18 protein-coding genes are annotated in these 20,188 nt (G+C 59.7%); 11 read left to right on the top strand and 7 right to left on the bottom strand.

Annotated features, from left to right (window positions below; genetic code table 11):
• Nucleotides 1-2: 2 nt before the first annotated feature.
• The 3 genes from EOS_RS30450 to clpS all read right to left on the bottom strand — a co-directional run bounded on the left by EOS_RS30450 (nt 3) and on the right by clpS (nt 3,655).
• The gene (locus EOS_RS30450; RefSeq protein ID WP_053064085.1) at nt 3-809 is read right to left on the bottom strand and encodes a DeoR/GlpR family DNA-binding transcription regulator; all 807 of its coding nucleotides are present in this window, start codon (nt 807-809) and stop codon (nt 3-5) included.
• Nucleotides 810-1,043: 234 nt separating this feature from the next.
• Nucleotides 1,044-3,344, bottom strand: a complete 2,301-nt coding sequence (gene clpA, locus EOS_RS30445; protein WP_047895916.1) for an ATP-dependent Clp protease ATP-binding subunit ClpA — start codon at nt 3,342-3,344, stop codon at nt 1,044-1,046.
• Entirely contained in the window at nt 3,341-3,655 is a 315-nt protein-coding gene (clpS, locus tag EOS_RS30440; protein WP_031359828.1) for an ATP-dependent Clp protease adapter ClpS, read from the bottom strand. Before clpS ends, clpA begins: the two co-directional genes overlap by 4 nt.
• 606 nt (nt 3,656-4,261) lie before the next feature.
• Here clpS and EOS_RS30435 point away from each other — a divergent pair.
• On the top strand, nt 4,262-4,468 hold the full coding sequence (locus tag EOS_RS30435; protein ID WP_035497884.1) for a cold-shock protein: 207 nt from the start codon (nt 4,262-4,264) through the stop codon (nt 4,466-4,468).
• Between the two features lie 113 nt (nt 4,469-4,581).
• Here EOS_RS30435 and EOS_RS30430 read toward each other — a convergent pair whose 3' ends face one another.
• Together EOS_RS30430 and icd are read right to left on the bottom strand one after the other, a co-directional pair.
• Nucleotides 4,582-4,824, bottom strand: a complete 243-nt coding sequence (locus EOS_RS30430; protein WP_053064082.1) for an ImmA/IrrE family metallo-endopeptidase — start codon at nt 4,822-4,824, stop codon at nt 4,582-4,584.
• A 315-nt stretch (nt 4,825-5,139) separates the two neighbouring features.
• Nucleotides 5,140-6,393, bottom strand: a complete 1,254-nt coding sequence (gene icd / locus EOS_RS30420) for an NADP-dependent isocitrate dehydrogenase (protein WP_047895914.1) — start codon at nt 6,391-6,393, stop codon at nt 5,140-5,142.
• Nucleotides 6,394-6,805: 412 nt separating this feature from the next.
• On the opposite strand from icd, the gene EOS_RS30415 reads away from it, so the two are divergent.
• From EOS_RS30415 to EOS_RS30370, 10 genes are all read left to right on the top strand, one after another.
• A complete protein-coding gene (locus tag EOS_RS30415) occupies nt 6,806-7,375 on the top strand; it encodes a pseudouridine synthase (protein WP_047895913.1) in 570 nt (189 codons plus the stop codon).
• A gap of 330 nt (nt 7,376-7,705) precedes the next feature.
• The gene (locus EOS_RS30410; RefSeq protein ID WP_047895912.1) at nt 7,706-7,900 is read left to right on the top strand and encodes a hypothetical protein; all 195 of its coding nucleotides are present in this window, start codon (nt 7,706-7,708) and stop codon (nt 7,898-7,900) included.
• Nucleotides 7,901-8,194: 294 nt separating this feature from the next.
• Nucleotides 8,195-8,671 (top strand): DUF192 domain-containing protein, encoded by a 477-nt coding sequence (locus EOS_RS30405; protein WP_047895951.1) that lies wholly within the window; start codon nt 8,195-8,197, stop codon nt 8,669-8,671.
• Between the two features lie 328 nt (nt 8,672-8,999).
• Nucleotides 9,000-11,105: an elongation factor G gene (gene fusA / locus EOS_RS30400; RefSeq protein ID WP_047895911.1), complete on the top strand. Its 2,106-nt coding sequence runs from the start codon at nt 9,000-9,002 to the stop codon at nt 11,103-11,105.
• Nucleotides 11,106-11,251: 146 nt separating this feature from the next.
• Nucleotides 11,252-11,740 carry a cupin domain-containing protein gene (locus tag EOS_RS30395; protein WP_047895950.1) on the top strand — a complete coding sequence of 163 codons (489 nt, stop codon included), beginning with the start codon at nt 11,252-11,254 and terminating at the stop codon, nt 11,738-11,740.
• 245 nt (nt 11,741-11,985) lie between these two features.
• Nucleotides 11,986-13,662 carry an ABC transporter substrate-binding protein gene (locus EOS_RS30390; RefSeq protein WP_047895910.1) on the top strand — a complete coding sequence of 559 codons (1,677 nt, stop codon included), beginning with the start codon at nt 11,986-11,988 and terminating at the stop codon, nt 13,660-13,662.
• A gap of 55 nt (nt 13,663-13,717) precedes the next feature.
• Nucleotides 13,718-14,758 carry an ABC transporter permease gene (locus EOS_RS30385; protein ID WP_047895909.1) on the top strand — a complete coding sequence of 347 codons (1,041 nt, stop codon included), beginning with the start codon at nt 13,718-13,720 and terminating at the stop codon, nt 14,756-14,758.
• Nucleotides 14,755-15,618: an ABC transporter permease gene (locus EOS_RS30380; protein ID WP_047895908.1), complete on the top strand. Its 864-nt coding sequence runs from the start codon at nt 14,755-14,757 to the stop codon at nt 15,616-15,618. The genes EOS_RS30385 and EOS_RS30380 overlap by 4 nt, the downstream gene beginning before the upstream one ends.
• On the top strand, nt 15,615-17,687 hold the full coding sequence (locus EOS_RS30375; protein WP_047895907.1) for an ABC transporter ATP-binding protein: 2,073 nt from the start codon (nt 15,615-15,617) through the stop codon (nt 17,685-17,687). Before EOS_RS30380 ends, EOS_RS30375 begins: the two co-directional genes overlap by 4 nt.
• Before the next feature lie 81 nt (nt 17,688-17,768).
• Nucleotides 17,769-18,188: a hypothetical protein gene (locus EOS_RS30370; protein WP_047895906.1), complete on the top strand. Its 420-nt coding sequence runs from the start codon at nt 17,769-17,771 to the stop codon at nt 18,186-18,188.
• Nucleotides 18,189-18,201: 13 nt separating this feature from the next.
• Here the strand turns inward: EOS_RS30370 and EOS_RS30365 are convergent, their stop codons facing one another.
• Nucleotides 18,202-19,047 carry an aldo/keto reductase gene (locus EOS_RS30365; protein ID WP_047895905.1) on the bottom strand — a complete coding sequence of 282 codons (846 nt, stop codon included), beginning with the start codon at nt 19,045-19,047 and terminating at the stop codon, nt 18,202-18,204.
• 120 nt (nt 19,048-19,167) lie between these two features.
• Nucleotides 19,168-20,188 (bottom strand): aspartate-alanine antiporter-like transporter (locus EOS_RS30360; RefSeq protein WP_047895904.1); only part of this gene is annotated, 1,021 nt, incomplete at its 5' end.

Raw genomic sequence — 20,188 nt, 5'->3', positions numbered from 1 at the left:
GGTTACTTATTACAAAATTCGAGAATCCCCTCTTCCCGCCGATGCACATCCAGTCCGGCTTTGAGAATCAGCTCGAGTGTGGGTGGATCGATGGCGTCATCGAGCACGAGTCCACCAAGGCGGCTAACGTGGCAGAAAACCTCACCCTCGCCTTGCAGCGCCGGCTGGTAAGCCACCACGACGCTACGTTTGGCGTTCTTCAGCGCGGCTTTGAACACTTCAGCCAGACGCGCATCGGCGCACAGCAAATTGCCGTCGCGATCAATCCCGTTTGCTTCCAGCACCACCAGATCCAGTGACAACGCAGAAAGCGATCGCTCGGCATCGGGCCCGAGCAGCACGGTGGAATTGTCGTCGAGCGAGCCGCCGGTGAGACGCAATTCGCAGCGCATGAAACGCTGCACGGTCGGCACCATCGCGATGTCGTTGAGCGTCAGTGCGAGGTTCGCGCGATCGGCGAGCAACGGCAGCAGCTTGTGCGTGATCAAACCCGCGCCGATAAACACAGACGCGTGGTCATCGATGAAATCCGCCGCCATGCGCGCGATCGCCATGTCCGCAGCCTGCCGCGTCGCACTCGGCGAAACTGCAGTGAGCAAGTTTTCGCCCGGCCGCTGCGCCACATATCGCGCTTTCCCAAACGCACGAATGAGGTAGCGCTGCTGCTCCAGGTAGTTCAGATCCGAGCGGATCGTGACGCTGGAGACGTCGAACGCCGAGGCGAGTTCATCGACCGATACTTCACCGCGCTTGCGGACAAGTTCGACGATACGCAGACGCCGATGAAGCGAATTCTTGTTAGCCAACACGGGCAGCACCGCCTTTGTACTTTCGTTTCGAAAGATTTTAGTTTCGAAACGAAAGACACGCAAAGGACTTTATGTTCGGTGTTTACCCGCGTTTTCGATACCAAACCAGGTAAGCCGCAACGAACGCGGACACAAAAAAGCGAGGCGGCGCGGGAAACTTCCCCGCGCCGCCTCGCCGATGATGACACACCTCAAGCGTGTGTCATCTGACTTCAGTCATCGCTTACTGCGCCGTCATTCGACCTCGACCGCTTCCGGATTCGGATTGCGCGGCACCGGACTTTCGTCGAACGTGAGCGCGACCTTGTCGTTCTCATCCACGTCCACCGTCACGCGCCCACCCGACATCAGCTTGCCGAACAGCAACTCGTCCGCCAACGCACGACGGATCGTGTCCTGAATCAGGCGCTGCATTGGACGCGCACCCATCAGCGGGTCGAAACCGTGCTTCGCCAGATGCGCGCGCAAGCCGTCGGTAAAGACCGCGTCGACCTTCTTCTCATGCAACTGATCTTCCAGTTGCATCAGGAACTTGTCGACCACACGCATGATGATTTCCTCATCGAGCGAGCGGAAGCTGATGATCTGGTCCAGACGGTTCCGGAACTCAGGCGTGAACATCCGCTTGATATCGGCCATTTCGTCACCGGTTTCCCGACGATTCGTGAAACCGATCACCGACTTCTGCATTGCTTCAGCGCCCGCGTTCGTCGTCATGATGATGATGACGTTGCGGAAATCCGCCTTGCGACCGTTGTTGTCGGTCAGCGTGCCGTGGTCCATGACCTGCAGCAGCACGTTGTAGATATCCGGATGCGCTTTTTCGATTTCGTCGAGCAACAGCACGCAATGCGGCTTCTTCGTGACGGCTTCGGTCAGCAAACCGCCTTGATCGAAACCGACATAGCCGGGCGGCGCGCCGATCAGCCGGCTCACCGCATGACGTTCCATGTACTCGGACATGTCGAAGCGCAGCAATTCGATACCCAGCGTGAACGCCAGTTGCTTCGCCACTTCCGTCTTGCCGACGCCTGTCGGCCCTGAGAACAGGAAGGCGCCGATCGGCTTGTCCGTCTTGCCGAGACCCGCCCGCGCCATCTTGATGGCGGCGGCGAGTGCATCGATAGACTGATCCTGACCGAACACCACGCTCTTCAGGTCGCGATCCAGCGTCTGCAACTTGCTGCGATCGTCTTGCGACACGCTTTGCGCCGGCACACGCGCGATCTTCGAAATAATTTCTTCGATCTCGTTCTTGCCGATGGTCTTCTTTTGCTTCGACTTCGGCAGGATGCGTTGCGCCGCGCCCGCTTCGTCAATGACGTCGATGGCCTTGTCCGGCAGATGACGGTCCGTGATAAAGCGTGCCGACAATTCAGCCGCCGCGGACAGCGCGCCCGACGAGTACTTCACGCCGTGATGCTCCTCGAAACGGGACTTCAGGCCGCGCAGGATCGCAATGGTCTGCTCGATGGTCGGCTCGGCCACATCGACCTTCTGGAAACGGCGCGACAACGCCGCGTCCTTCTCGAAGATCCCGCGATATTCCGTGAACGTGGTCGCACCGATGCACTTCAACTGACCCGACGACAACGCCGGCTTCAGCAGATTCGATGCATCCAGCGTGCCGCCCGAAGCCGCACCCGCGCCAATCAGCGTATGAATTTCGTCGATGAACAGCACCGCATGCGGGCGTTCCTTCAATTCTTTCAGCACCGTCTTCAGGCGCTGCTCGAAGTCGCCGCGGTATTTTGTACCGGCCAGCAACGCGCCCATGTCCAGCGAGTAGACCTGTGCGTCGGCGAGGATATCCGGCACTTCGCCGCGCGTGATGCGCCAGGCGAGCCCTTCGGCAATGGCGGTTTTACCCACGCCGGCCTCACCGACCAGCAGCGGATTGTTCTTTCTCCGACGGCACAGCACCTGCACCACACGCTCGACTTCCAGTTCGCGGCCGATCAGCGGATCGATCTTGCCGTCCTTCGCGAGCTGGTTCAGGTTCTGCGTGAATTGCGCGAGCGGGGTTTCCTTTTGCGCAGCCGCGTCTTCCGCTTCGGGATTCGCGTCGCTGCTGGCCTTCGCGGCGTCGCCCGAATTCGTCTTCGCAATGCCATGCGAGATGAAATTGACGACGTCGAGGCGCGTCACACCCTGTTGTTGCAGGTAATAGACGGCATGTGAATCCTTTTCACCGAAGATAGCGACAAGCACGTTCGCGCCGGTCACTTCCTTCTTACCGTTCGATGTCGATTGCACGTGCATGATCGCGCGCTGAATCACACGCTGAAAACCAAGCGTCGGCTGGGTATCGACGTCGTCCGTGCCTGGCACGGTCGGCGTATTGTCATGAATGAAATTGCGCAGGTTTTGACGCAAATCTTCAATGTTTGCTGCGCATGCGCGCAACACTTCAGCCGCGGTCGGGTTGTCCAACAAGGCCAGTAAAAGATGCTCGACCGTAATGAACTCGTGCCGCGCCTGACGTGCTTCCATAAACGCCATGTGCAGACTGACTTCCAGTTCCTGGGCAATCATGCTTCCTCCATCACACACTGCAGCGGATGACCCGCCTGCCTCGCGTGGCTAACAACTTGCTCAACTTTGGTCGACGCGATGTCCCGCGTATAGACCCCACAAACTCCCCTGCCTTCGCGATGAACCTTCAGCATGATTTGCGTCGCAGTCTCACGATCTTTATTGAAATGTTCTTGCACGACGAACACGACGAATTCCATCGGCGTGAAGTCGTCATTCAGCAGCACCACTTTGTACATGGACGGCTGTTTCAGCTTTTGTTCCTGCCGCTCTAGTACGGTGCCATCCTGCTTGTTGGGATTGATCGCCATACGCCCATTCTAAACAACTCGGACAGGCTCGCCATCTCGCCAAAACTCCGTTCGCTATGAGAGCCGAATCGGTGTCGCCGCACACTTCGCGTAACCTGTCGCTTGCTGAATTCCGCCGGCCCTCGTTACACAGACCAGCCCTCTTGAAACATCGTTGAATCCAGTATCGCACAGCTCTCAAAAAAACGAATTGTCCACTTGGATGCGGCCTGCCCTGGGCACTTTCCCCGTTGCGACTGACTATGTGACTCGTTCCTGCAACCTGCTCGTGCAACCTGCAGCGACTGCTGGTTGTAGCCACGTGCTGGCTGTACTGCTCATGTGCGTCGATTATGCGACTTTTCAAGATGGCGTGCTTGTGCGGCGGGATACGCGCAAAGCGGGAAAAACCCTTGAAATGAGGTCTTTACAACGCCTTTACGACCATCTCAAAATTTTCTTGACACTTGATTTAAGAGATTAAACAATCAAATTGGCACTTTTTTCCGAAAGCGTTTCAGGTGAAGAAAGGCCGCGGTGAGCTTGTGAGGAGGGGGCGGTTCACATTGTGGGTCGTCGAGCTTTTCGAGCGTGCTCGTGGTAGCGACGAGAGTAAGAGGGGAAGTGATGTCAACTGGTACGGTCAAATGGTTCAACGACGCGAAAGGCTATGGATTCATCACGCCCGATGAAGGCGGCGAGGATCTGTTTGCACATTTCTCGGCGATACAGATGAATGGTTTCAAGACGCTCAAGGAAGGCCAGAAGGTCAGCTTCGAGATCGTCCAGGGACCCAAGGGCAAACAGGCATCGAACATCCAGGAGTCTGCCTGACCGTTCGATAGCGCACTGTCCTTGAAACCCGGCATAACGCCGGGTTTTTTTATTTTCACGCGCAACCGGCGAAAAAAAATCCCGAGGCGGACCCTGGCGGTTTTTGCCTATTTTTATATGCCGATTCCGACGCTCCTCAATCGGAACTCCATGGCGGGATTGGAAACGCGGAATTTAGCTGCCATCACATCGATAAAGCGGGTCAGCGGCATTTTTTCGGCGTTGTGCTCCGCCTTGCATCCGTCGATTACTCGCCTTCCCAACGATTCGATGCGCTGCTGTGGCATCAATAGTTCGGCAGCAAACCGGTTGGCTTCGGATTCGTATCTGTTCCAGTAGGATTCGCTGCGATTCATCGTGCTCTTGGTGTCGACAGGTGTCGATAAATTCGTGGCGGTCGGTGGACCTGTGCATGCAGAAGTGCGCTATTTCGTGAGCCAGGGTGAATCGGCGCCTTGGACCATAGGCATTTTCCGCCGCGTGAACCAGACTTCTGCCGGGCCTTCGTGACTAAGCGTTATCTTGCCGATCGTGCTCCGCCGCAGCGAAACAGTCGCTTGCGACAAGTTTTGCCACGAGCGTGCGCTGCGGCCCAATCGGTTCGCACCACCCATGAAAAAGCCCCGATGCGAACCGGTCGCATCGGGGCTTTTCTGGAAGCTTGGCCGAACTTACATGTTTTCGATCAGCACCTGGCCGAAGCCCGAGCAGGAAACCTGCGTTGCGCCTTCCATCAAACGCGCGAAGTCATACGTGACGCGCTTTTGCAGGATCGACTTTTCCATCGACTTGATGATGACATCCGCCGCTTCCGTCCAGCCGAGGTGGCGCAGCATCATTTCCGCCGACAGGATCTCCGAACCCGGATTCACATAATCCTTGCCCGCGTATTTCGGCGCCGTGCCGTGCGTGGCTTCGAACATGGCCACCGAATCCGACATGTTCGCGCCCGGCGCGATGCCGATACCGCCAACCTGAGCCGCCAAGGCGTCGGATACGTAATCGCCGTTCAGGTTCAGCGTGGCGATCACGTCATATTCGGCCGGACGCAGCAGGATCTGCTGCAGGAATGCGTCGGCGATCACATCCTTCAACACGATGTCACCGCCCTTCGGGCTCTTGATCTTCATCCACGGGCCGCCGTCGATGAGTTCAGCGCCGAACTCCTTCTGCGCCAGCGCATAGCCGAAATCACGGAACGCGCCTTCCGTGAACTTCATGATGTTGCCCTTGTGCACGAGCGTGACGGTGTTGCGATTGTGGTCGATGGCGTACTGGATCGCCTTGCGAACCAGGCGCTCCGTGCCTTCACGCGACACCGGCTTGACACCGATACCCGACGTTTCCGGGAAGCGGATCTTCGTCACGCCCATTTCTTCGCGCAGGAACTTGATGACCTTCTTCGCCTCCTCCGACTCGGCCGCCCATTCGATGCCGGCGTAGATGTCTTCCGAGTTCTCGCGGAAGATGACCATGTTGACCTTTTCCGGCTCGCGCACCGGCGAGGGCACGCCCTTGAAATACTGCACGGGGCGCAGGCAGACATACAAGTCGAGTTGCTGGCGCAGCGCGACGTTCAGCGAGCGGATGCCGCCGCCGACCGGCGTGGTGAGCGGTCCTTTAATAGAGACGACATATTCCTTCAGCACGTCCAGCGTTTCATCCGGCAGCCACACGTCCGGGCCGTACACCTTCGTGGCCTTCTCGCCCGCGAAGATTTCCATCCAGTGGATCTTCTTCTTGCCTGCATAGGCTTTTTCCACCGCTGCGTCGACGACCTTGATCATCACCGGCGTGATATCCACACCCGTACCGTCGCCTTCGATAAAAGGGATGATCGGCTGGTCGGAAACGTTGAGCGAGTAATCCGCGTTAACGGTGATCTTGTCACCGCCCGTCGGAACCTTGATGTGCTGATACGGCATGGTCGACTCCAAAGATGGCTGGGCTAGCTAACTACAGAAATGCACAGAATGCGTTCGGAAATTCGGCGAAAAAAGCGCATGAGCGGACGGCGGCTGGGGCCGCTGGCGGCAATGCCGGCGCGCGCCCGAGGCGACCAGAACAGTATTCTAGCCCACGGTGCGGAGCGGCTGCCTGGGCCCGGTTTCGCTGCATTGCAACAAAACGGTGCGTGCCAAAACGATCCTCCGGCGCGGTGGCTACGACCGCTTATCGCTCTATTCATCTCTTATGTCTTATATAAGACTTGAGAGTCAGCGTTTCGGATTATGCATTAATATCCCGCCATTCGCCATAGCCATATTCCCGCAACAAAGCCGCACAGCAAGGTCCCGCGCCCCGCTTACGCCCTTGTTTGCTAATTGATTTTCCGCCATGCCGCTGCTTGCTCTCAACAAACCGTTCGGCACGATCTGTCAATTCTCGCCGCACGAGAAACACCCTTCGCTCGGCGAATGGGTAACGACGCCCGGGGTGTATCCGGCCGGCCGCCTCGATACAGACAGTGAAGGCCTGCTACTCCTCACCGACGACGGTGCACTTCAGGCGCGCATCGCCGAGCCGCGTCACAAACTGGTCAAACGATATTGGGCGCAAGTGGAAGGCGCGCCAGACACGGCCGCTCTCGAGCGTCTTGCTGCGGGCGTCGATCTCGGCGATTTCATTACGCGGCCGTGCGGCGTGAAACGGGTGGAATCGGTGGAACTGCTTTGGCCGCGTCACCCGCCTATCCGATACCGCGCCGCGATCCCGACCACATGGATCGAACTGTCGATCACCGAGGGACGCAATCGCCAAGTGCGTCGAATGACGGCGGCGGTCGGATATCCCACACTTCGGCTGGTACGCGTGGGTATCGGCGCACTCGATATATTCAGTCTCGAACTAGCACCGGGCGCGTCGATGACGCTGCCGCCGCGCGCGCCATGGAACGGCATCGTCTAGACGAGCCACGTTCCGCTTAATCTCAAACATTACAAATTCATTTCGTCTTCCCAACAATTATTGCAGCACAATCCTGAAAAAACACGTCAACGGACTTCCGGCATGCAACGTTATTCGCAGCAGATGCCTTAAACCGCCATCCGGCATTAGCGAAGGACCGAAACGGATAGCCCGCAGCTGAAGGCAATACGTAAGGTTCAAGCGCTCGCAGCGAGATCGAAGTTTTTGTTCGAATCTCCTGTCAACCAAAAGGTGGATGGCTCGTTTACCGACATGACTCCAACGACCGGGTCACAAGGTTAAATCAAACTAAAGCTGAGGATTCACAACATGAACAAACTGATCGCTGCTCTCGTCGCTGGCCTGTTCGCAACGGCTGCATTCGCACAAGCTTCGGCCCCGGAAGCATCGGCTCCTGCAGCTGCTTCGACCGCTCACAAGTCGGCACACAAGAAGTCGACCCACAAGAAGGCCACGCACAAGAAGGCAGCTACGGCTGCTGCTGCTTCGGCCGCGTCGGAGTAAGTTGCAACTGGTAATAGATCGCGGCAACGCGACGCTAAAACCAAGTAGTGCTGCCGCGCAAGCGGCATTGAAAGGCAGACACCCGCAAAGGTTTCTGCCTTTTTCTTTGGGCGGGTTGGGTGACGGGTTGGGCTATATGCGCACGCGCTTTTTGTCGGCGCTCACGCGCTCAAGTAACATGCGCCAGTCTTTCCCGATTCTTCAGCCAACTGGCTTCATCCCATCAGGAGTTTCGCCGTGCGTCTTTCATGGCTCTCGCCCCATTCGGTTTCATCGTTTGAACCTGGCCGTCTGATGCGCCGCGCACTCGTTGCGCTCGCCGTTCCGCTCGTCTCGTTCATTGCAGTGGCCCCGCTCGCCGCGCACGCTCAACAAATGCCGCCTGGCGCCAAGCAGCCCGCCGACTTCCCGCACACCAAACTCACCGCGGGCATGTTCGTGATCGACGCCGCCGTCGCCGCGAACGATCCCGATCGCGAACAAGGCCTGATGTATCGCACGAAGCTCGCGCCCAACGAAGGCATGCTGTTCGTCTTCAATGAAACCGCCGTGCACTGCTTCTGGATGAAAAACACCTTGATCCCGCTGTCGATCGCGTTCATGCGTGCAGACGGCACGGTGACCGATATCGACGAAATGCAGGCCGAGACGGAGAACAATCACTGCCCGCGCAACAACGGCGTGTTTGCACTGGAAATGAGCAAAGGCTGGTTCGCATCGAAAGGGATTCAGCCGGGCATGAAGATCCAGGGTCTGCCTGCCTTGCAATAAGCATCGCCAGGATTACGCCTGAACAGGTCTCGCGCGCTGTAGTCGTCTGCGAGACACCCGCGCCCAGTCGCGCCTGAAGCCGGCCGCCCGCTTTTTAGCGCGCGCCGGCTTTTTGCTTGTGCGCAGCACAGGACGCCGCCTTAGGTCATCAAAGATTCATCTTTTTCGCCGACCTGGCAAGAATCCTGCAAAGACCCTGTCGACGCGCTATCCTAATAAACCAGCGAAGCGACCACGAAGCACGACAAAGCTTCGCTCCGGAGCCACCGTCCGGGCCATCGAGCCCGGTTCGGGTTTCAAAGCTCCAACCAATCAACAGGAGGTTCAAGTGCCCCGCAAGACTCCCATCGACCGCTATCGGAATATTGGTATCAGCGCTCATATCGATGCCGGCAAGACCACCACCACCGAACGCATTCTTTTCTATACCGGCGTGAATCACAAAATCGGTGAGGTTCACAACGGCGCGGCCACGATGGACTGGATGGAGCAGGAACAGGAGCGCGGCATCACGATTACCTCCGCTGCCACCACAGCCTTCTGGAAAGGCATGGCAGGGAATTATCCGGAACATCGGATCAACATCATCGACACCCCGGGACACGTCGACTTCACCATTGAAGTCGAACGTTCCATGCGCGTGCTCGACGGCGCCTGCATGGTGTATGACTCGGTCGGCGGGGTGCAGCCGCAATCCGAAACGGTCTGGCGCCAGGCCAACAAATACAAGGTGCCGCGCATTGCGTTCGTCAACAAGATGGACCGCGTGGGTGCAGACTTTTTCCGCGTGCAACGGCAGATTGGCGAGCGCCTGAAGGGCGTCGCGGTGCCTATGCAGATCCCCGTGGGCGCGGAAGAACACTTCCAGGGCGTGGTCGACCTGGTCAAGATGAAAGCGATCATCTGGGACGAAGCCAGCCAGGGCGTGCTGTTCGAATATCAGGAAATCCCCGGGAATCTGCTCGCAACGGCAGAAGAATGGCGCGAGAAGATGATCGAGGCGGCAGCGGACGCGAATGAAGCGCTGATGGACAAATACATTGGCGGCGAACCGATCAGCGAAGACGAAATCAAGGCAGCCATCCGCGCGCGCACGCTCAGGAGCGAGATCGTCCCCATGTTCTGCGGCAGCGCGTTCAAGAACAAGGGCGTGCAGGCCATGCTGGATGCGGTGATCGACTATCTGCCGTCGCCGGCGGACGTGCCCGCGATCATGGGCGTCGACGAGTACGACAAACATGCGGAGCGTCATCCGACCGATGAAGATCCGTTCTCCGCGCTCGCCTTCAAGATCATGACGGACCCGTTTGTCGGCCAGTTGATCTTCTTCCGCGTGTATTCCGGCGTGGTGAATTCCGGCGATACGGTCTACAACGCCATCAAGGAGAAGAAGGAGCGGCTCGGCCGGATTCTCCAGATGCACGCGAACGAGCGTCAGGAAATCAAGGAAGTGCGCGCCGGCGATATTGCCGCTGCCGTGGGCCTGAAGGAAGCGACCACGGGCGACACGCTCTGCGATCCCGCGCATCCGATCATTCTGGAACGCATGATTTTCCCGGAACCGGTGATCTCGCAGGCGGTCGAGCCGAAGACGAAACCCGACCAGGAAAAGATGGGGATCGCGTTGAACCGGCTGGCTCAGGAAGATCCGTCCTTCCGTGTGCAGACCGACGAGGAATCCGGCCAGACCATCATCTCGGGCATGGGCGAATTGCACCTGGAAATTCTCGTCGACCGGATGCGGCGTGAGTTCGGCGTCGAAGCGACGGTCGGCAAACCACAGGTGGCGTACCGCGAGACGATTCGTATCCCGGTCGAAGATATTGAAGGCAAGTTCGTCAAGCAGTCGGGCGGACGCGGTCAGTACGGTCACGTGGTCCTGAAGCTGGAACCGCAGAAGCCGGGCGGTGGTTATGAATTCGTCGATGCCATCAAGGGCGGCGTCGTGCCGCGCGAGTACATTCCAGCGGTCGACAAGGGTATTCAGGAAACGCTGAAAGCCGGCGTGCTGGCGGGGTATCCGGTCGTCGACGTGAAGGTGACGCTGACCTTCGGCTCGTACCACGACGTGGACTCGAACGAAAACGCGTTCCGCATGGCTGGATCGATGGCGTTCAAGGACGGCATGCGAAAAGCCAAGCCGGTGCTGCTCGAACCGATGATGGCCGTGGAAGTGGAAACGCCCGAGGACTTCATGGGCAACGTGATGGGCGATTTGTCGTCACGCCGCGGGATCGTGCAGGGCATGGAAGACATCGCGGGCGGTGGCGGCAAGATCGTGCGCGCCGAGGTGCCGCTGGCCGAGATGTTCGGCTACTCGACCACGTTGCGCTCGCTCACCCAAGGCCGCGCCACGTATACGATGGAGTTCAAGCACTACGCCGAGACGCCGAACAACGTCGCGGAAGCCATCGTGAATTCGAAGGGCAAGTAGGCGCATTGTACGTTCGAACGTCGGGTTCGACGATTGAGCGAAGTCCGTTGTTGCCTTCCGGCGGCAACGGACTTTTGTTTACCGGCGTTTATCGGCAAATTGGCGGATCGGCAGCGCTTATCTACAGATCGGCGGAGATGAAGAAAATGAGCGACGAACATCAGCACGAGCACACCGACTGGCGCGAGAACGGCGTCAAGGTGATCAAAGGCGATCAACTCGACACCAACACCGCGCAGACGCCCGGCATGAATCGCGCGGCGGCGATCAACGCGGCGCGCGTGGGCGCGCAGAAAATCTGGGCGGGCACGGTCACGATTCACCCGAATGCAAAAACCGGCGCGCATCATCACGGCGCGCTGGAAAGCGTGATCTACGTCGTGCGCGGACAGGCTCGCATGAAGTGGGGCAATCATCTGGAATTTACCGCGGAGGCCGGACCGGGCGATTTCATCTTCGTGCCGCCGTATGTGCCGCATCAGGAGATCAATGCGCGCACCGATGAACCGCTCGAATGCGTACTCGTGCGCAGTGACAACGAAGCGGTGGTGGTGAATCTGAATATCGACGCGGTGGAGGAGCCCGAGGAAGTGTTCTGGGTCGATCCAATTCATAAACATCCGCATCAGCATTGAAGGAAATCATGGAGCGGAATTTTTACCGCCTTCCTGACGCTTGGGGTGCGCAAGCCTTTCCGCACCGTCGCGCCGGTCCCACAGCATGCGCAATAAATTGGACCGTGATCACGCACAGCGAATCGGAACACGATTTGCTCCGCTAAACTGAAAGCGCATCCGATTCCGTCCTTGCGCCGCCCTCACCCAGCGGGCGCAGGGTCGTCGAGTCAAAACAACAACCGAACCCCGAACCGGACAGCCCGATGAAGAAAACCGCCACCTCGCTTTTCCCCTTCGATGCAGCGCTCGAGCAATCCAGGAGTGCGGCGGGAGAACTGGGCAATCATGCCATCGACGAATTCAAGGCCGGCCGGCTGTCGCGACGCGAGCTGTTGCGGCATGCGAGCTTGCTGGGCTTGTCGATGGCCGCCGGTGGCTTGATCGGCATGCCACGCGCACGCGCGCAAGCGCCTGCGGGCAAACCCGGGGGCACGATCCGCGTCGCGCATCTGACACCTGCGGGCGCGGTCGATCCGCTCACCGTCACCGACGCCGCCGGCCTCGCGCTGATCAATCAGACAGGCGAATTTCTCATCGACGATGACGGTCAGGAGCTCAAGCTCCGCCCTTCCCTCGCACTTTCATGGGCACCCAACGCGAAGGGCGATGTGTGGACGTTCAAGCTGCGCCCGAACGTCAAGTTCCACGACGGCCAGTCGATGACCGCCAAGGACGTCGCCGCCACGTTCAACCGGCTCGCCGATCCCGCCAGCGGTTCGGCGGCGCTTTCGGTGCTGAAGGGGGTGTTGTCAAAGGGATCGGTGAAGGTTATTGACGACATGACAGTCGAGTTTCATCTCGACGCTCCCAATGGCAACTTCCCGTATTACGTTTCATCGGATACGTACAACGCCGTGATCCTGCCGGCGAATTTCAGCGGCACGTATGAGAAGTCGTTTCCGGGCACGGGACCGTTCAGGTTCGAGTCGTACACGCCGAAAGTGGGCGCGGCGTTCGTACGCAATCCCGATTACTGGGGCGAAAAGGCTCTGCCTGAGCGCGTGACGTTCGCGTTCTACGCCGACCTGCAGTCGCAACTACTCGCGCTGCAAGGCCGGCAAGCCGACGTGATGAGCGACTTCACCGTGCAGGGCGGCGTCAGCATGATGACCAATCCCGAGTTCAAGGTGCTGGGCGTGAAGTCGAGTGCGCATCGGCAAATGCATATGCGCACCGACACCGGTCCGTTCAAGGACAAGCGCGTGCGCCAGGCACTGGCGCTGGCGTTGAATCGCGACGTGATGGTGAAGGGGCTGTTCAAGGGCCACGCTGCACTGGGTAACGACAGTCCGTTCTCGCCGGTGTTTCCGTCCAGCGATTTGTCCGTGCCGCAGCGCAAGCTCGATGTCGCGAAGGCGAAGCAACTGCTCGCGGCAGCGGGCGTGCCGAACGGTTTCGACGTCACGCTCACGACCGAGAAGTACATGGAGATTCCCGATCTCGCCGTCGTGATCCAGAACGCGGCGAAGGCGGTCGGCATCAGGATCACCTTGAAGGTGGAAAGCCAGGAGCTGTATTACGGCGCAGGCACGTACGGCAAGTCGGACTGGCTCGATTCGCCCCTGGGCATCACGGACTATGGGCATCGCGGCGTGCCGAACGTATTTCTTAACGCACCGCTTACCAGTGAAGGCACCTGGAACGCCGCGCATTTCAAGAATGCGCAGTACGACAAGCTCGTGGCGGATTTTGTGGCGGCGCTCGACGTGGCATCGCAGAAAAAACTCTCGGGACAAATCCAGAACCTGTTGCTCGACGAAACCCCCGTCGTGATCCCGTATTTCTACGATCAGCTGATCGTCACGCGAGCGAACGTGAAAGGCGTGCGCTTCAACGCTATCTCGCAGTTGTATTTCGAACGCGCGACTATCGGCGCGTAGCCGGTTCTTTTTGAGTCTCGCGCTCGATGAAGCCTGACCCGAGGACGCTCCGATCATGAACACGGTCTCTCCTCCCGCAGCGCCAGGTGCGCCGAAAGTGACGAAAGTGAACTCGCGCAGCGACGGCGGGAGTGCTGCGCGCATCGTGCGGTTTATCGGCGTGCGGCTGCTGCTGGCGATCATCACGTTGTGGCTGTTGTCGGTGATCGTGTTCGTGGGCGGACAGTTGCTTCCCGGCGATGTCGGCCGAGCGATCCTCGGCCCGCTCGCCGACGCCCGCGCGGTCGCCGCGCTCAATCATCAACTCGGCGTCGACCGGCCCTTGCTCACGCAATATGCCGGCTGGATCGGGCACTTCCTGCGCGGCGACATGGGCGAGTCGTATTCGTATCGCGCGCCGGTGGCGCCGTTTATAGGCGACGCGCTGTTGAATTCGGCCAAGCTCGGTGCGCTCGCGTTTATCGTCGTCGTGCCGCTCGGCATTGCCGGCGGTGTTTATGCCGCGCTGCACGAAGGGCGATGGATAGACAGGACCATCAGTATTGCGGGGTTATCGGCGACGGTCGTGCCGGAGTTTGTCTCGTCGATCGTGCTGATCCTCGTGTTCGGCATCTGGCTGCAATGGCTGCCTATCGAAGCCACGTTTCCTCCCGGATCGAATGTGTTCGTCCAGCTGAAGCATCTGATCCTGCCCGTGTTGCCGCTGGTGCTGGTGTTCTTCGGATACATCGCGCGAATGGCCCGGGCCGGTACGGTTGAAGCACTCGATGCCGACTACACACGCACCGCGATCCTCAAAGGGCTGCCGCGCCGCGTGGTGATCATGCGGCACGTGCTGCGCAACGCGCTGCTGCCGACCGTCACCGTCGCCGCGACGCAACTCGGTTATATGATCGGCGGGCTGGTGGTCGTGGAGACGCTGTTCCACTATCAGGGCATCGGGTCGCTGATTTATAACGCCGCCAAGGGCAAGGACTTTCCGATGCTCGAAGCGGGCGTGCTGAGCGTCGGCGTGATTTATACGGCGGCGAACCTGATCGCGGATGCGTTGTATGTCGTGCTAAATCCGCGCTTGCGGGTGAGGAACGCACAATGAGTACAGCGACCGCTACTCCCGTGCCGCATAAGGGGCCGCGTTTCGAGCGCACCAAGGCCCTGCTAAGCTCGCCTACGTTTGTGGTCGGTGCGCTGATCCTGCTGTTCTGGGTCGCGTGCGCGCTGATCGGTCATTGGGTCGTGCCGCAAGACCCGTATGCCTCTGACCCATTGAATTCCCTCACGCCGCCCGATGGCACGCACTGGTTCGGCACGGATCAACTAGGCCGCGATGTGTTCGCGCGCGTGATCGTGGGTGCTCGCGACATTCTCACCATCGCGCCACTGGCGACGTTGCTCGGCACGGTGGCGGGGACTGCGGTGGGCCTGATCGTCGGCTACTTCGATGGCTGGGTGGACAACGTGATCGGCCGGCTGATCGATGCAGTGCTGGCGTTGCCGCTGGTAATCGTCGCGCTGCTCGCGCTGGCAGCCGTGGGCGCGAGCAACATGACAGTGATCCTCGTGATCGGCATTACCTTCACGCCGATCACGGCGCGCACCGTGCGTGCCGCCGTCTTCGCCGAACGCAATCTCGACTACGTGCTGGCCGCGCAATTGCGCGGTGAAAATGCGTTCTACATCATGTTCGCGGAGATCCTGCCGAACGTGCTGCAGCCGATCATCGTGGAAGCTACCGTGCGGCTCGGTTATGCCATCTTTGCGGTCGCCACGCTGTCGTTTCTCGGCTTCGGCATCCAGCCGCCATCAGCGGATTGGGGTCTCGCACTCTCCGAGTCCTACACCCTGATGGCGGGTGGCGCATGGTGGACCGTCGTATTCGACGCCGCCGCGATCGCCACGCTGGTAGTGGGCGTGAACCTCGTCGCCGATGGCATTCAAGGAGTACTCGAACGATGAACGGACCGCCGCCATCGGCCTTCCCGGTCTTCGATGGATCGAAGAGCGCTGAAACCGATGCGCTGACCATCGTCGGCCTGACGGTTGCATACCGCATGCGCGGCCGCGATCGCGAGGTATTGCAGGACATCTCGCTGCGGGTGAAACGCGGCGAAGCGTATGGGCTCGTTGGCGAATCCGGTTGCGGCAAGTCCACTGCGGCACTCGCGATACTGCGTTATCTGCCGCGCAACGGCCGGGTGAAGGCGGGCAAGATATCAATCGCCGGCCGCGACATCGCTTCGATGAACGCCGACGCGTTGCGGCACATGCGTGCCAACGCGGTGTCCATGGTTTATCAGGACCCGGGCCGCGCGCTGAATCCGTCGCTGACGATCGCGCGGCAAGTGTCCGAAGCGTTCGAACTCGCAGGCGCCTCGGTGAACGAGGCGCTGGAACACACCATCGACATCTTGCGGCGCGTGCGTATCTCGTCGCCCGAACGCGTGATGGATAGTTATCCACATCAATTGTCGGGCGGCATGCAGCAGCGCGTGGTGATCGCAATGGCGCTTGCGTGTAATCCCGAGTTGCTGATCCTCGACGAACCCACGACCGGCCTCGATGCAACAGTCGAAGCCGAGGTGCTCGACCTGATCGCTCAGCTACGCGAGGAACTCGGCACGGCGGTGCTTTTCATCAGCCATAACCTCGCGGTGATCGGGCGAATGTGCGATCGCGTCGGCGTGTTGTATGCAGGGAAACTCGTCGAAGAAGGCACGACACGCGATGTGTTCGCGAAGCCTCGGCATCCGTACACGGTGGGTTTGCTGCGCTGCCTGCCAACCACCGGACGCAGCAAGGACACGGGCCGGCTCGACACCATTCCCGGTTCGCTGCCGCTGCCGGGCACGGTGACGCAAGGGTGTATCTATGCGCCGCGCTGCAAGCTCGCCGATGAGCGTTGTCATCGTGACGCGCCACCGCCGTATCGCGTATCCGCCGCGCATGGCGACCAGATGTCGCGCTGTCATTACCATGAGCGTGCGACCGAATTACCGCGCGCAACGCCGGAAGTTTTGAGCGCGGCGATCGACCGGACCGACGCGCCCGTTGCATTGCGCGCGGAGAATTTATCGAAGACGTTTCATGTCGGCGGGGAATCGCTGCGGGCGGTGCACGATGTATCGCTTGAACTGGCGCTGGGCGAAACGCTTGGACTCGTCGGCGAGTCAGGCAGCGGTAAAACGACACTCGCGAAGCTGTTGCTGGGCTTGTTGTCGCCCGATGCGGGCGGCTCCATTGAACTCGATGGCGCCACCCTGCCCGCCCGCGTGACAAGCCGTAACGACGAACAGGTGAAGTCGCTGCAGATTGTGTTCCAAAATCCGGATTCAGCGTTGAACCGGGCGCATTCGGTGCGCCGGCTGATCGCGCGGTCCTTGTCGAAACTCGGTGCGTTGCGCGGGGCGGCGAAGGAAGCGCGGCTGCAATCGCTGACCGCCGCCGTGCGTTTGCCCGAACGTTATCTGAGTTCGCGCACGCGCCAGCTGTCGGGCGGGTTGAAACAGCGCGTGGCGATTGCGCGAGCCTTTGCCGGCGATCCGCGCGTAGTAGTCTGCGATGAGCCGACATCCGCCCTCGATGTCTCCGTGCAGGCCGCGATCCTGAATCTGCTCGCCGACCTGCAGCGCGAACGTGGCGTGAGTTACGTGTTCATCTCGCACGATCTGCATGTGGTGCGCTATTTGTCAGATCGTATCGCGGTGCTGTATCTCGGGCGGCTGATGGAGATCGGCCGGGCGACCGATGTCTTCGACGGCCCGCATCATCCTTATACCGAAGCGCTGTTGTCGTCGGTTCCTGCAATCGATGACAAACCGCACGCGCGCGAGCGCATCCGTCTCTCGGGCGAGTTGCCGAGCGCGGCCAACCCGCCGTCGGGTTGCGTGTTTCATACGCGCTGTCCGCGCAAGATCGGGGCGATCTGCGAGCAGCAGGAACCGCCGTACGCGCACGCAGCCGATGGCCACCGGATTCGATGCCACATCCCGGTAGAAGAATTGAGGCGCTTGCAAAAGCTTGAATGACACGCAGCGCCAAAGTAGAAGGAACCAATCGGCGCTCGTTCCCTCATATCGAGTTCAACGTTCGACATGAGGGACCACAACATGAAGCGAAACTTCTCCGCAGCATTCGCGTTTGCAGCTGTCACTGCGCTGGGCTGCGCCTCGGTAGCGAACGCACAGCAAAACACTCAGCAACCTACCGTCGATCCGAGTTTTTCCGCCTACACGCTCGCGCAGGAATGTTCGAAGAAATCCGATAACACTGCGCAAGGACAATGCGTGGGAGCCGTGCGCGGCATTGTGCGCGGATACCAATATGGCGTGCTGTTCCTGGGCCAGCGTTCGCAACTGAAGGCCAATGAAACACAGCGCGTTTCGCTGTGCCTGAGCAACACGCCCGTCTCGACCTTGGTCGATGAATTCCTCGCCGACGCCAAACAAGTCGATGAAGCGTCGCTCAAGCGCACACCGGCCGAGGTCGCCGTGCTCGGGTCCGTGCATTCGCATCACGCTTGCATGTAGAACGCATCAAGGCTTAAAGCATTTCTAGCGGGCGCTTTGATTTCGGCGGCTTGAACTGGGTGTCGATGAGATTCAGTTCTTCCGTCGACAGCTTCACGTCTCTTGCCGCAGCGTTTTCGATCACATGAGCCAGCGTCGAGGCTTTGGGGATAGCCATGACCTGCGGTTGTTGCAAGACCCATGCGAGCGCGATTTGCATCGCAGAAAGGCCGCGGGCCTGGGCGATGTCGTTGAGTACGCTTTGCTTCGGCAAACGCGCGTGATCGACGGGGCTGTATGCCATCGCCGGCATATTGCGCTCGCGCAGCCACGGCAGGAGATCGAATTCAGGACCGCGGCGCGCGACGTTGTACAAGATCTGGTTGGTCGCACACCGGTTGCCATTTTCCAGTGAAAAAAGTTCGACCATGTCTTCCGTGTCGAAATTGCTCACGCCCCAGTGGCGGATCTTGCCTTGCGCTTTCAGCGTCTCGAAGCCGCCGATGACCCCTTCCAGATCCTCGCCGCCGCGCCAGTGCAACAGGTATAAATCGATGCGATCAGTCTGTAGACGCTTAAGGCTTCGTTCGCACGCGGCTTTCACGCCGGCTTCGCTGCCGTTGTGCGGATAGACCTTGCTGACGATGAAAATTTCTTCGCGACGATCCTTCAACGCCTCGGCTATCAGCTTTTCACTCTCGCCTTCACCGTACATTTCCGCCGTATCGATCACGGTCATGCCCAGGTCTACGCCAGTTTTCAAGGCTGCTATTTCTGCGTTGCGGGTTTTGGCACGCTCACCCATTTCCCACGTTCCCTGGCCCAGGGCCGGGGCTTGCTCTCCCGTCGGGAGACGAACGGTTGTTTGCTGCGCAGTCATTGGCGATCCTCTTTCGTTCTGAATTTCGTTGGGCTCCGCACGTCGGCCTCAGTTCAAATATTTTGTTGCGCCTCAACGCCGCGAGTTAGTGCACGCACGCGACGTGCACTAACTGCTTCGTCACACCAATCCCACCACCAACGGTCCCAAGAGCGTCAACAGCACATTTGCCAACGCATACGTGATCGCGAACGGAACCGTCGGCACCGCGCTCTCCGCCTTATCCAGCACGCCGCCAAACGCTGGATTCGCACTGCGCGATCCAGTCAGCGCACCCGCCAGGAGCGCTGCGTTTGTATATCGCAACACGTATCGGCCGAACAGCATCGTGAGAACGAGCGGCAATATCGTGACGATCGCACCCAGCAAGAAGATCGTGAGGCCGCTTTGCTTCACCGTCACCACGGCCTGTAATCCGGAGTTCAAACCGACAGCCGCCACGAAGGCCGCGAGCCCGAAATCCTTCATCAATTGCGACGCCGCCGGTGGCATCACCCCATACATCGGATGTTTGCCTCGCATCCAGCCAAATACCAGCCCGGCCAGCAAACAGCCTCCGCCCGATCCGAGGGTCAGCGGCACGCCGGCCACATTCACCACGATCAACCCAATCAACAAACCAATCACGATTCCCACACCCATGTAGATGAAATCGGTCTTGTTGGTGACGGGCAACTCATAACCCGCTGCGTCCACGGCGCGCTTCGTATCCTGCGGCGAACCGTAGAACGTAATCACATCGCCATGCTCGAGCTGGGTCTCGGGAAGAATCGGCAACGGCTGGTCCGCCCGGCGAATCTCCCGCACGAATACGCCATGCCGCAAGTCGCGATCCACGGTCGAGCGCACCGCGGCGATTGTCATGTGATTCATGCCCTTGCGCGTGAACACGCCCTGCCGGTTCTGCATCACGACGCTGATGCCGTCGGTGTCGGCCACCTCTTCGCCAATATTCGGAGCGGCCGCCACCATCATCTCGCGCCGGCCGACGACCAGCACGATATCGTCGGCTTGCAGCATCACGTCCGGCCGCGGTTCCACCGCTTTGCCCGCGCGCCGGATGCGCTCGATTGTGATCATGTCGGTCTCAGCCAGCTCGATCTCGGCAACGGTCCTACCCGCCGCACCGCTCACCCCGACG

The organism is Caballeronia mineralivorans PML1(12), assembly GCF_001028175.1.
GTDB classification, from domain to species: Bacteria; Pseudomonadota; Gammaproteobacteria; order Burkholderiales; family Burkholderiaceae; genus Caballeronia; species Caballeronia mineralivorans.
This window is presented reverse-complemented; position numbering and strand designations above follow the sequence as displayed.